This is a genomic window from Vibrio sp. 10N.247.311.12 (genome assembly GCF_041467515.1).
Classification (GTDB): domain Bacteria; phylum Pseudomonadota; class Gammaproteobacteria; order Enterobacterales; family Vibrionaceae; genus Vibrio; species Vibrio crassostreae_C.
Genome location: NZ_JBFSUV010000001.1, coordinates 207,726 through 220,314, shown reverse-complemented (window position 1 = coordinate 220,314; position 12,589 = coordinate 207,726). Strand labels below are relative to the sequence as shown.

At 44.2% G+C, this 12,589-nt stretch carries 10 protein-coding genes, 1 pseudogene and 1 other annotated feature; of the genes and pseudogenes, 4 read left to right on the top strand and 7 right to left on the bottom strand.

The window, feature by feature from the left end:
* Positions 1-262: 262 nt before the first annotated feature.
* Positions 263-1,171, bottom strand: coding sequence for a deoxyribonuclease IV (gene nfo, locus AB6E30_RS00870; protein ID WP_102319761.1), 909 nt, complete (start codon positions 1,169-1,171; stop codon positions 263-265).
* A gap of 326 nt (positions 1,172-1,497) precedes the next feature.
* Between nfo and grcA the strand changes: the two genes are divergently transcribed.
* Positions 1,498-1,875: an autonomous glycyl radical cofactor GrcA gene (grcA, locus tag AB6E30_RS00865; protein WP_017059315.1), complete on the top strand. Its 378-nt coding sequence runs from the start codon at positions 1,498-1,500 to the stop codon at positions 1,873-1,875.
* 77 nt (positions 1,876-1,952) lie between these two features.
* Here grcA and thrC read toward each other — a convergent pair whose 3' ends face one another.
* The 3 genes from thrC to thrA are packed head-to-tail and all read right to left on the bottom strand — an operon-like array spanning position 1,953 to position 6,666.
* Positions 1,953-3,236 carry a threonine synthase gene (gene thrC / locus AB6E30_RS00860; RefSeq protein ID WP_017059314.1) on the bottom strand — a complete coding sequence of 428 codons (1,284 nt, stop codon included), beginning with the start codon at positions 3,234-3,236 and terminating at the stop codon, positions 1,953-1,955.
* Positions 3,233-4,189, bottom strand: a complete 957-nt coding sequence (thrB, locus tag AB6E30_RS00855; protein WP_372102431.1) for a homoserine kinase — start codon at positions 4,187-4,189, stop codon at positions 3,233-3,235. Before thrB ends, thrC begins: the two co-directional genes overlap by 4 nt.
* A gap of 17 nt (positions 4,190-4,206) precedes the next feature.
* Positions 4,207-6,666, bottom strand: a complete 2,460-nt coding sequence (gene thrA / locus AB6E30_RS00850) for a bifunctional aspartate kinase/homoserine dehydrogenase I (protein WP_017059312.1) — start codon at positions 6,664-6,666, stop codon at positions 4,207-4,209.
* A gap of 29 nt (positions 6,667-6,695) precedes the next feature.
* Positions 6,696-6,814, bottom strand: a sequence feature (Thr leader region).
* Positions 6,815-7,131: 317 nt separating this feature from the next.
* Here thrA and AB6E30_RS00845 point away from each other — a divergent pair.
* Positions 7,132-7,590, top strand: coding sequence for a ribonuclease regulator (locus tag AB6E30_RS00845; RefSeq protein ID WP_372102412.1), 459 nt, complete (start codon positions 7,132-7,134; stop codon positions 7,588-7,590).
* Between the two features lie 112 nt (positions 7,591-7,702).
* Here AB6E30_RS00845 and AB6E30_RS00840 read toward each other — a convergent pair whose 3' ends face one another.
* Positions 7,703-8,188, bottom strand: coding sequence for a putative 4-hydroxy-4-methyl-2-oxoglutarate aldolase (locus tag AB6E30_RS00840; RefSeq protein ID WP_017059310.1), 486 nt, complete (start codon positions 8,186-8,188; stop codon positions 7,703-7,705).
* A gap of 47 nt (positions 8,189-8,235) precedes the next feature.
* On the opposite strand from AB6E30_RS00840, the pseudogene AB6E30_RS00835 reads away from it, so the two are divergent.
* A pseudogene (locus AB6E30_RS00835) lies at positions 8,236-8,337 on the top strand (ribonuclease activity regulator protein RraA); the annotation flags it as partial.
* A 429-nt stretch (positions 8,338-8,766) separates the two neighbouring features.
* Positions 8,767-9,483 (top strand): two-component system response regulator ArcA, encoded by a 717-nt coding sequence (gene arcA / locus AB6E30_RS00830; protein WP_004741534.1) that lies wholly within the window; start codon positions 8,767-8,769, stop codon positions 9,481-9,483.
* A 136-nt stretch (positions 9,484-9,619) separates the two neighbouring features.
* On the opposite strand, the gene AB6E30_RS00825 is transcribed toward arcA, so the two are convergent.
* Positions 9,620-10,063 (bottom strand): hypothetical protein, encoded by a 444-nt coding sequence (locus tag AB6E30_RS00825; RefSeq protein WP_017070077.1) that lies wholly within the window; start codon positions 10,061-10,063, stop codon positions 9,620-9,622.
* A gap of 7 nt (positions 10,064-10,070) precedes the next feature.
* Complete coding sequence (arcB, locus tag AB6E30_RS00820; protein WP_372102410.1) at positions 10,071-12,440, bottom strand: aerobic respiration two-component sensor histidine kinase ArcB; 2,370 nt, start codon at positions 12,438-12,440, stop codon at positions 10,071-10,073.
* Positions 12,441-12,589 lie beyond the last annotated feature (149 nt).

The window sequence follows — 12,589 nt, the reverse complement described above, 5'->3', positions numbered from 1 at the left end:
TTGTTGATGAATCATAATAATCAGTTCAAGTTGTGCTTATCTCGATTAACCACTTTTCTGCTGTGTACGATGGTGGCCGTGGTTATGCACGTGACGGTTTGGTGTAGGTAAACGGCGTGCGACAGCAATAGTTGAAGTTTGGGTGATTGAATACATAAAGGCACCTCCTCTAAGACATCGTGAACTACATATTCACTTTAATACTATGAAAGAAAGGTGCCAATTTTTAGAAATAGACGGAAATAAATTTCCCCCTCTATTATTACGCTTGTTCGCTCGCTAGCGTTGCTGAGCGATGAAACATTCTAAGTTGTTGAATTTCCTCTTTCCAGATCGTCGAATCAATGGTTTCCAAGATAAGAGGGATACCATTAAAGCGAGAATCAGAGGCAATATACTCAAAACAATCCCAGCCAATTTCGCCTTTTCCTAAAGAATGGTGTCGATCGACTCGGCTCGCGAACTCAGCTTTTGAATCATTGATGTGCATTGCTCTTAGATAGTGCATACCCACGATGCGGTCGAACTCAGCAAAAGTATGCTCACACGCCTCTTTTGTACGTAAGTCATAGCCAGCAGTAAACGTATGGCAGGTGTCTAAGCACACACCCACACGTGACTTATCTTCTACCTGCTCGATAATCTCGGCTAGATGTTCAAACTTCCAACCCAGATTAGTGCCCTGCCCAGACGTATTCTCGATCACTGCGATTACGTCAGGTACCGCTTGATGAGCTAGGTTGATCGATTCAGCGATCTTCGCCAAACATTCGCTTTCTGAGATTTTCTTTAAATGACTCCCAGGATGAAAATTCAAAAGCGTTAGTCCAAGTTGATTACAACGCTCCATTTCATCAATAAAAGCCGCGCGTGATTTCTCTAGCTTCTCTTCTTCTGGCGCTCCTAGGTTAATCAGGTAGGAGTCATGAGGAAGAATGTGCTCAGCACCGTAGCCCAACATTTTGCAATTGGCTTTAAAGGCACTAATGGTTTTCGCTTCTAGTGGTTTTGCCGCCCACTGTCTCTGGTTCTTGGTAAACAGTGCAAACGCATTGGCACCTATTTCACGTGCACGCATAGGCGCCTGATCAACACCACCAGCAGCCGACACATGAGCGCCAATAAACTTAATATTTGTTTCCGGTTTTGAGGATGAATTATTGTTTGTCATTAAATCACTTTACACTTTCAGAATGCTTAATAAATAAAGGGTCGTATCGGTTGTAGTTCAATAAAAACACAACAAATGTAGTAAACTTACAACAAATATGACTGTTAAATATTTTTTATACTTTAAAATATTTTGTAATTACTTTGTTTTTAAAGGTTTTATTGATTTACCTCAATATAATCACCTTTGTAAAAATATGGTTTTTGGTTGTTTTTTGACTTGAATCAATGTTAACCTTACTAATATTAGGTATATATTACCCAGCTCAATAAAAATCGAAAGTTAACACCATAATCAAACCACATTCAGTGGACTAGGAGATAGTTATGATCCAAGGTATTCAAATTACTAAAGCAGCAAACGATGACCTACTAAACTCAATCTGGCTACTAGATAGCGAGAAGAATGAAGCTCGTTGTGTTGTTGCTACTGCAGGTTTCGAAGCTGACCAAGTTATCTCAGCTGCAGACCTAGGCGAGTACGAAAGCCGTGAAGTTGCAATCGAAGCAGCACCACGCATCGAAGGTGGTCAACACCTAAACGTTAACGTTCTTAAGCGTGAAACGCTAGAAGACGCAGTTGCTCACCCAGAGAACTACCCACAGCTAACTATCCGTGTATCGGGTTACGCTGTACGTTTCAACTCTCTAACAACTGAACAGCAACGTGACGTTATCGCACGTACGTTCACTGAGTCTCTATAATTTTTAGAGCTTAAATTAGAATACAAAAACGGCGCTCATTGAGCGCCGTTTTTATTTGTTCGAAAAACAAATGGACGTTACGGTTGAACTCGACGAAGCACAGCTTTTAGCGCTTCAAAATCGTTATCAAGATCTTCAGACAACAATTCCATCGCCGCGTGTTTTGCTAGCGGGCCAGGCAGTTCGATATCAGAACCTAGGATGTCATCAACCACTTCTTTGAATTTCGCTGGGTGTGCTGTACACAGGAACAAGCCAGTTTCGTTCTCTTGCAGTTGCTCTTCCAGTAGACGGTAAGCAATCGCACCATGTGGTTCACATAGGTAACCTTGTGCTTTTAGGTCGCGAACTGACTCAGCGCTCTGCTCGTCAGATACTTTACCTTTGCCTAGTGTATCTAAGCCCCAACCTTTCAGTTGGCAAAGCTCTTCGATACGAGGCCAGTTGTTTGGTTGGCTTACGTCCATCGCGTTCGATGTTGTCGCAACAGTCGGTTTTGGATCCCACTGACCTGTTTCTAGGTAACGAGGAACAGTGTCATTTTCGTTAGTTGCTGCGATAAAACGCTTAACAGGTAGACCTAGCGCTTTAGCCAATAGACCAGCCGTTAGGTTACCAAAGTTACCACTTGGTACAGAGATAACGAGGTTTTCACGTTGCTCTTTAGTCAGCTGAGAAGCCGCCTCAAAGTAGTAACAGATCTGAGCCATTAAACGGCTGATGTTGATCGAGTTTGCCGAGTTAAGACCGATCTCTTTACGCAGTTCAGCGTCATCAAATGAGTCTTTAACTAGAGCCTGACACGCATCAAAGTCACCATCAATCGCCACAGTGTGGATGTTCTTGCCAAGCGTACAGAACAGCTTCTCTTGCAGTGGGCTGATCTTGCCTTTCGGGTAAAGAATCACAACATTGATGTCTTCCATGCCGTAGAAAGCATGCGCAACCGCCGCACCAGTATCACCTGATGTTGCCGTTAAGATAGTGATTTGACCACCATCAGAAACAGCTGCTAAAGATTGAGCCATAAAGCGGCCACCGAAATCTTTAAACGCCAGTGTTGGACCGTGGAAAAGCTCAAGCGCGTAAACGCCGTCTTTTACTTGGTTGATTGGTGCAGGGAATTGGAACGCTGCATCCACCATTTGGTCGATCTGTTCTTTTGGTAATTCATCACCAATCAATGCTGACAGAATCTTTGAGCTACGAGGGACAAAGTCCTCTGCTAGCAGCGCATCGATATCATCAAACTTTGGCAGTTCAGATGGGAAAAATAGACCTTGATTACGGCCTAATCCTTGACGAACGGCTTGGCCAAAAGAGACTTGTTCATCATTTTCTTTGATGTTGTACAGTTTCATAACTCACTTCCTGTAACGATCGAACCCTGCTTATCTAGGCGACAAACGTGAACGAATCCTTCTTCATTTTGTACGTAATTTTGTTCTAACCAGCGTGCAACACGCTCGGCGACATCTTGTTCTTTGCAAATGCTAAATAGAGTTGGACCACTACCAGAAATACCAGTAGCCAGTGCCCCAGCTGACAGCGCGTATTTACGAGCATCAGCAAACCCTGGAAGCAGTTTCTCACGATATGGTTCAGCGATCACGTCTTTGATCATCTTCGCCGCCAGTTCAGGTTGACCTGAATGACACGCGTGGATAAAGCCCGCTAAGTGACGACCATGAGCAATAATATCCTGACGACGATATTGAGATGGTAGGATCTCTCTCGCTTCAGCCGTTGAAACCTTAATACCCGGATAAGCCATTACCCAGTACCAGTCGTCAAAACACGGTACTTCTTGGCTGATGATGCCTAGCTCTTCAAGCATGAGCTGCACACCACCAAGGTAACATGGCGCAACGTTATCGTAGTGAATACCACCTGAAATCTTGCCTTCCATTTCACCCATCAGAGTAAGCAGTTCAGTTTCATTCAGGGGCTGACCGTGAAAACGGTTTAGCGCATCCAGTGCCGCGACGATTGAACATGCACTAGAACCCAAACCTGAACCGATAGGCATGTTCTTTTCTAGTGTCATTTCTAAAGGCTTTAGCGTAACGCCTTTTTTATCAAGCTCTCTCGAGAACACCACCCAGCAGTCGTAAACGATGTTTTCTTTTGCTTCAGTTGGCAGCTTAGAAACAAAGCTGCCTGCAGCTTTAAGTGAGAATGGTTCATCACCGGCTTTAACCATAACTCGGTCACCTAGCAGCGTGCCATCCACTGGAGACACAGCGGCCCCCAGCACATCAAACCCTACACTGACATTACCGATTGATGCAGGAGCATAAACGACAACATCCATATCACTTGAACTCATTCTTAAACTCCTAATTTCCAACCAAGAGTACGCATCACATCAGAGAATACGCCAGCAGCTGTTACTTCAGTACCCGCGCCGTAGCCACGCAGTACTAGAGGGATTGGTTGGTAGTAACGGCTGTAGAATGCTAATGCGTTCTCGCCATCTTTAATCTTGAACATTGGGTCGTCGCCATCAACAGCAGCGATACGAACCTTACACTTACCTTCAGCGATTTCACCCACATAACGAAGTACTTTACCTTCTTCTGCTGCGATAGCTGACTGCTCTTTGAAGTAAGCATCCGCTTCTGGTAGGCGAGCCATGAACTCTTCAACCGTACCTGAATCATCAAAACCCGGTGGCAGAGCTTGGTCTACTTCAACATCTTCAAGTTCAAGCGCCATGCCTGCTTCACGAGCAAGAATAAGCAACTTACGCGCCACATCCATACCAGATAGATCATCTCGAGGATCCGGTTCAGTGAAGCCGTTATCTTTTGCAATATTGGTTGCCTGGCTCAGTGTCATACCTTCATCAAGCTTGCCGAAGATGTAAGACAGTGAACCTGAAAGAATGCCGTTGAACTTCTCAAGTTCATCACCTGCAGAGATAAGGTTCTGTAGGTTTTCGATGACCGGTAGACCTGCACCTACTGTTGTCTCGTACATCAGCTTACGACGTGAGTTGCGTGCAACTTCACGAAGCTGATGGTAGTAAGCCATGCTTGCTGTGTTTGCTTTCTTGTTTGGTGTTACTACGTGGAAACCAGCCGCTAGGAAATCAGCGTACTGCGCCGCAATACCTTCGCTAGACGTACAATCAACCAATACTGGGTTGATGATGTGGTTACGTTGAACCAAAGCCGCTAAACGCGCTAGGCTGAACTCTTCAGTCGCACTCGACATACGGTCACGCCACTGCTCTAACGGTAGACCATCGCTGTCTAGCAACAAACCTTTACTGTTTGCTAAACCACATACGCGAATCACGATGCCTTTTTCAGCCAGTTTGCCTTGCTGACGTTGGATCTGGTCAACAAGCTCGCCACCAACACCGCCGACACCCACAACGAATACATCTAGGAAGTGCTTAGAGTTAAATAGGTTCTCGTGACACGCTTTGATTGCTTCAGAGATTTTGTCTTCAGGGATAACCGCTGAAATAGCGCGCTCTGAAGAACCTTGAGCAATAGCAACAATGTTGACGTTCACTTCAGCTAAAGAAGAGAAGAACTGAGATGCTACGCCACGTGAAGTGCGCATACCGTCACCCACCAGCGTTACAATCGCAACGTCATCCATGAACTCAACCGGCTCTAACAGGCCATCTTTAAGTTCAAGTTCAAACGCGTCTGACAACACTTGTTTCGCTTTCACCTTATCAGCCGATTCAATACAGAAGCTGATGCTGTACTCAGAAGAAGATTGAGTAATAAGGACAATAGAAACGCCAGCAGAAGACATCGCGCCGAATACACGACTCGCCATACCTACCATGCCCTTCATGCCTGGGCCTGATACGTTAACCATGGTTAGGTCACTTAGCGTAGTGATGCCTTTGATTGCTAGGTTGTCTTCGCCAGTGTCTTGGCCAATCAAAGTACCTGCGCCTTGTGGGTTGAAGCTGTTTTTGATCAGACAAGGAATGTGGAATTGCGCAATAGGAGCAATGGTTTTCGGGTGTAGAACCGAAGCACCAAAGTAAGAAAGCTCCATCGCCTCTTGGTAGCTAAGAGACTTGAGCAGACGAGCATCATCAACTAAGCGTGGGTCACAGTTGTAAACGCCATCGACATCAGTCCAGATTTCACAGCAATCAGCACGTAGACACGCCGCTAACACAGCCGCTGAGTAGTCAGAACCATTACGACCTAGTGTGACTAGCTCACCTTTTTCATTACCCGCAGTAAAGCCAGGCATGATGTTAACGTGACCTTTAGGAAGTGGAGATTGTTGGAAGTTCTGAGTAGAGACATCCACATCGACCATAGCTTCAAGGTGATCGCCTTTAGCGTATAGGTATTGGACAGGGTCAATCAGGCTTGCTGGTTGGCCTTTCGCTTCCAGTACCGCTTTCATTAACTGGATAGAGATTCGCTCACCTTTACTGATGATGCGAGCATTAACGTGGTTCGGGCACATACCAAGTAGGTTGATGCCATTCACGAACTGCTTTAGCTGAGCAAGAGAGGTATCCACCTGCTCTTGAAACGCGGCACCATCGATAGAAGGCACGACCGCTTTGATCTCTGCAAACAGTGTGTTAAATGAAGATTCGATCTCTGTAATCTGTGCGTCTGCTTCACCATTTTTAAGTGCAGCTTCAATTACAGCGACCAACTTATTGGTTGTTTTTCCTGGAGCCGATAGTACAACGGCTAGCTCTTCTTGCTGGGCATTATTAGCGATGATATCAGCCGCTCGTAAAAAACGATCTGCATCAGCTAATGATGAACCTCCAAACTTTAAAACGCGCATCCCTTTCTCCATAAGTCATAAAAATGGTACAAAAAAAGGCCTGTATCTTGTTGGATACAGGCCTTTTTTTAAAAATCCGTTACTTAGCAGCCTGCCCCAACAATGTTAATGTCGGTAATAATAATGGTTGTGGTCATTACTAGGTGGCTTACGTGCTGCATATCAAATTCTCTGCTTGTGCTTTACTCTACGTGTATCAATTTTTACCACTGGACGTCAATGAAAAGTTGCGTTTTTTTTACATTCGCACCGTTTTTCAGAGCAAACCGTCATTTAAGGGATAAAACACCCTGTATAAACCTTCACTTAAGATACTGGATTTACTCATTGAACAGGCAAGAGTGATCAATCGCATATATAGTCATAACAAAATGCTATATCGATTGTGCAGCGAACGTACAAGTTCTGTGCTTTAATTGAACGATAACGTTCGAAGAACAATAATAATGACATCAGGAGTGGGAAATGAAGAGATTACTTATTCTTTTGGCTTTTGCTATGCCTGTTGTTTGTTCAGCGAATAGCTTGCCTCTACTACCCAGCCAGATCGATAGTTCTTCTCATAAATTCTTTATCTCCACACAAAACGCGTCGAGTGAAAGCTTCGATACTTGGAAGATAGACAGTGGCTACTCTTATAGCTTGTTTTCAGATGTGGATCTTTACGTCGGTACACGTATCCATAGTGCGGCACTGAAACAGGAAAGTGGATTCTTGAGTGGTGTCAGTTATCAGTTCTCAGAAAGAGTCTCTTTTAACAGTTCTCTACACACCTATAAAGACGAGACCGAAGACAATGAGAAATCGGTAGCCGCAGAGGTTTCCAGCCGAGTGCAACTAACAGATAACCTAGATTTGCATGCCACCCTTGATTATGAAGAGTGGCAGCAAGGTGTTGAAGTGGGACTAGGGTTTCGCTTTTAGTCTCTTTAGCTTGTTCTTTATTAACAGATTAGTGCGGATTGAGATTCAAACTTTTAGTACATCACAAACCATTCCCCGTTCTAATCTATCAACGGCATTCAATTTGAGTCAGTTACGATTCAATTAACAACTCAGATGAAATTAACACACCATTCCAATCGGCATAAATATAGTCACCAGGCTGAATCAGTTGATTATGTATAGAGAGCGTCACATTCACTTGGCCGACACCGCGTTTCTCTGTTTTGAATGGCGATGCACCTAACGCTTGAACGCCAAGGTCCATTTGCGACATCATGCCAACATCACGCACCGCACCGTTCACAATCACGCCTTCCCAACCATTTTCTATTGCGAGAATAGCGAGTTGATCGCCAAGCAGCGCCTTCTGGCATGAGCCATTACCGTCAACGACAAGCACTTTGCCACAGCCGTCGGTCTCTAAAACCTCGCGAACCTTGGAATTATCGTGATAACAACGAACTGTTACAATTTTTCCAAAGAACGCACCACGTTGGCCGAAGTTCTGCAATGGCATGTTCAGTAGGGTGACTTCGCTTTCAAACTCATCACACAAGTCGGGTGTTATATCGTGCATATATCCTCCGTGAGTAAGGCGTTACCAGTTATGTCAGGCTAGCCTCTATGCTTTTATATGTTATTAAAATTAATCCTTTGTTTTCATTGTTCTATGCTCAATTTATTACTCAATAAAGGTTGATTGAGCATATTTATCTACTAGACTCTTAAGACAGCTTTCAGCTTCCTTGGTTCATAATCCGGTCTTTAGCAGGCAAGATGTGCGAAGCATCTCGAATAATCATTCTTGTTTTGGTGCTAAATAGTCACCATAACATTGGTTAAGTTGTAGCCATACTATTAAAGTTTGTTGCGATACGGCAATTGATGTAAATCAACAAAGTGAATGGAATTAACATTCTCGCGTTGTTAGCATGCTGTTAACATTATAGAATCCACTCCAATCACTAAAAGAATGATTGAAAGGCGTACTGGATCTACGTTATTGGGCAATACTTCAAGGAAGGCAGATAGCTGGAAGTAAGTGTTTTTTTGAAAACTTTAAGTTATCATCAAAAATACATTACCTGTATGTTATGTTTTTGCCTAGAATTTATTCTATTAGCACAGTTTCGTCACAAATTTAGGTACCGCCAAATGCAAACCCCGCAGATTCTTATCGTTGAAGATGAGCAAGTAACTCGTAACACTCTAAAGAGTATTTTTGAAGCAGAGGGATATGCTGTTTTTGAGGCTAGCGACGGTGAAGAGATGCACCAAGTGCTATCTGACAACCAAGTTAACCTTGTAATTATGGACATCAACCTTCCAGGTAAGAATGGCCTACTACTTGCACGTGAACTACGTGAGCAAGCAAACGTAGCGCTTATGTTCTTAACTGGTCGCGATAATGAAGTTGATAAGATCCTTGGCCTAGAGATCGGCGCTGATGACTACATCACTAAGCCTTTCAACCCTCGTGAACTGACTATCCGTGCACGCAACCTTCTGAACCGTTCTATGAGCACAAGCTCTGTTCAAGAAGAGAAGCGTAGCGTTGAGAAGTACGAGTTCAACGGTTGGGTACTAGATATCAACAGTCGTTCTCTGGTTAGCCCAGATGGCGAAGGCTACAAGCTACCTCGTTCAGAGTTCCGTGCTCTACTTCACTTCTGTGAGAACCCAGGTAAGATCCAAACACGTGCAGACCTTCTTAAGAAGATGACTGGCCGTGAGCTTAAGCCACACGATCGTACTGTAGACGTAACAATCCGTCGTATTCGTAAGCACTTTGAATCTGTTTCTGGTACGCCAGAAATCATCGCAACGATTCACGGTGAAGGCTACCGCTTTTGTGGTGACCTAGAAGACTAATTCGATTCGCGCTTCTTACCATTTAGCACTACTCACCAGTAAGTGTTATTAACAATAGAAGCGTCATCAATAGTTATTAAAAAGGGAGAATGCCAACGCATTCTCCCTTTTTTATTGTTCTTAATTGGATAAGGTTTTAGTAAACCGTATCCACCTTAACGTCTTTCTCTACTAACCACTTCACGGTTTCGCCATCTTTAAGTTCAACCGCTACATCAACAGGCTTGTCGCTGTCGATCTCTAGCTGCCATACAAACGCGACTTCCCATTGAGTTTCACTGTGTGTTCTTAAATCAAGATCGTCAGCCGTTACCAACAAGGTGTCTGCACCCTGTTTAACCGTAACACTCTCAACCGCAAGCGTTGCTGGCAGTTGTGAATCTGACTCTAGGTAGATAGAACCATGCAGGGTCTTATCTTGAGTCTCGCCAATCGTTGGCATCTTGTTGTGCCAAAGGTTGCTTTTCATGGTAACTGTTGCCGCAGATACTTCGACTTGATTATCTTGCTGCCATTCTACTTGTGGCGTAGAACAACCCGCTAATGCCACTACACATGCGGCGAATGCTAATTTTTTCATTATTCTTCTACCTTTGATTTAACCAACTCTTTAAAACTTCAATGTCATTCTGGTATTCGTTATTTATCTCATCAACCCAATCTGAAATGTTCTCCCACCACGCAGGCAAATCTGGAGATTGAGCTTTCTGGGCAACTTGTTGGATGCGTTTCAGACCAATAGAACCTGCAGCACCTTTAATCTTATGTGCCTCAGAAACGATACTGGCTTTATCTTTCGCGACCATGTTGGAGTTCAATATTTCCATATACTCCGGCATCATATCTTCGAACATCGCGATGCTATCCAAAACCGGTTTCGATCCAACAATATCAACATAAGACTCTAGCATATCAATATCAAGCAAAGTGGTATCAATTTCTGAAAGAAAAGACTTACTCGCGTCGACTTTATCAATGCTCTCAACCTTATCGGTGCCCGCTACCTTCTCAATTACCTCTGGTGCATCTTCGATAAGTTCACTGATGACATCTTGGATAGCTCGAACCGACAAAGGTTTACTGATCGCTTCGTCCATGCCTTTCTGGAAGTACTCTTGCTTGTTGTTTAATACGTTCGCAGTTAACGCCACCAAAGGCGGTAGCTGGCTGTATTTCTCGCGGTAGTATTGAGCAATATCGAAACCCGTCATATCTGGCAGTTGGATATCCAACAACACCAAATCATAGTCTTCAGGATTGAAAGCAATTTGCGCCTCTTTACCCGTCATCACGACTGTCACTTCATGGCCAAGGCTTTCAAGTAGAGAGCGAGCCACTGTGATATTGAGTTCAATGTCTTCGACCATAAAGATCTTAAGATTCGACTGTTTTCTTGGCGTTTTGATCAGAGCCTGAGTATCGTGATTCACTGGAACTCGAATCGAAACCGTAAAGGTACTGCCAAAGCCCTCTTCACTGATGACTTCAATGTGGCCATCCATCATATTAATTAGCTGTTGAGAGACAGCGAGACCAATACCCGTGCCGACAGCGTGCAAGTTGTCCGTGCCCGATTTCACCTGATAGTACATCGCGAAGATCTTCTCGATTTCACTTTCAGGGATACCAATACCAGTATCTTCCACTTCCATCGTAATGTTGGCAAAGTCACCATCAATGTCGGCGCTGACTGTCATCACCACTCCACCATCTTTGGTGAACTTCATCGCGTTACTAACAAGGTTCCACAGTACCTGTCTAAGACGAGTACCATCCACCTCAACAGCAGCTGGAAGATCAGACAATCTTTCTAGATCGAACCTTAACCCTTTCTGCTCAGCCATCAACGCAGAGATACTTTCGATCTCGACAACGAAATCTTCAAAGTTAATAGGCGTAGGGAAGAGTTCAAGCTTACGGCGGTCGAACTTATCCATATCAATAATATCGTTGAAGATATTACCCAGTGTCACCGCGCTCACCTTGATGGTTTGCATCTGCTTGCGCTGTTCGGTGGTCAGTTGGCTATCAAGCAGCATGCGGCTCAAGCCAATGATGCCGTTGAGCGGCGTTCTTAACTCGTGGCTAATAGTTGAGATAAAGGTGGTCTTATCGCGGCTGGCTTTTTCTAACGACTCTTGATGCTCTTTACGTTCAGTAATATCGCGGCCAAAACCAACCAAGCCCAAGTGACGACCATCTTTGCTGTAGAAAGGCACTTTACGCAGTTCGAAGTAACTCTTGCGGCCATCTGGGTATTCAAGCCATTGGTCATAAGTCAGTGCTTGGTTGTCAGCAAATACTTTCTTATCGGTTTCAACAACTTGCTGAGCGACCTCTTTACTGTAAACATCCCAAGGAGTTAAACCAACTAGCTCTTTTTCTGTTTTACCAGTGAGCTCTTCAACCGCACGGTTACAACCAGAAAACACACCATCTTCATTACGGTAGTAAATAAGGTCAGGCGAGGCATCGATAAACGAGCGTAACAGTGCAGTACGTTCTGCGAGTTCAAGCTGAGTACGCTCGCGCTGGAACACCTCGTTTTCGAGATCTTGCATTGCTTCTGCGCGCGCTTCTTCCGCTTTTTCACGCTCTTCAATTTCTTGATTAAGCTTCTCGATATTGAGCTGCATTTTATTGTTGAGTTCTTGGTCTCGCTCACGCATGTCGCCAAGTTTAGAGACCAATTTCGCTAACCTTTGACGTGATTCTTCCAACTGGTCCACGACCACTGACAGAAAATAAACCGCCCAAGGCGTGATCACTAAACCGAAGAAAACTGAACGGACAATGTCGATGTCATCAACATTGCCTTTGAGTGCAAGGGTGATACCGACTTGCACAACAACAGCGAGGGCAACAAGCGCTAGGGCGAGTAAGATAGAAAAGCGGACAATCCCCAGTTTTACGAGTAGATCCACGTAATACTGGGCAAGATTTTTCATGGGTTTCATTTAACGCTCCATGCGATAAGACTAGCAACATTCTACCCTGTTTGAAGATGGGAGGTAAGCTAGCTACATCACACGCAGCAAGTGTTCAGCGGTAATTTCGAAGGTTAATTAACCAATACAAATACTAACTAAGCAAAAATAGCCGGGGA

Coding starts and splice junctions, on each gene's coding strand:
- nfo (WP_102319761.1), bottom strand. CDS start 1,171: ATGACAAACAATAATTCATCCTCAAAACCGGAAACAAATATTAAGTTT.
- grcA (WP_017059315.1), top strand. CDS start 1,498: ATGATCCAAGGTATTCAAATTACTAAAGCAGCAAACGATGACCTACTA.
- thrC (WP_017059314.1), bottom strand. CDS start 3,236: ATGAAACTGTACAACATCAAAGAAAATGATGAACAAGTCTCTTTTGGC.
- thrB (WP_372102431.1), bottom strand. CDS start 4,189: ATGGATGTTGTCGTTTATGCTCCTGCATCAATCGGTAATGTCAGTGTA.
- thrA (WP_017059312.1), bottom strand. CDS start 6,666: ATGCGCGTTTTAAAGTTTGGAGGTTCATCATTAGCTGATGCAGATCGT.
- AB6E30_RS00845 (WP_372102412.1), top strand. CDS start 7,132: ATGAAGAGATTACTTATTCTTTTGGCTTTTGCTATGCCTGTTGTTTGT.
- AB6E30_RS00840 (WP_017059310.1), bottom strand. CDS start 8,188: ATGCACGATATAACACCCGACTTGTGTGATGAGTTTGAAAGCGAAGTC.
- arcA (WP_004741534.1), top strand. CDS start 8,767: ATGCAAACCCCGCAGATTCTTATCGTTGAAGATGAGCAAGTAACTCGT.
- AB6E30_RS00825 (WP_017070077.1), bottom strand. CDS start 10,063: ATGAAAAAATTAGCATTCGCCGCATGTGTAGTGGCATTAGCGGGTTGT.
- arcB (WP_372102410.1), bottom strand. CDS start 12,440: ATGAAACCCATGAAAAATCTTGCCCAGTATTACGTGGATCTACTCGTA.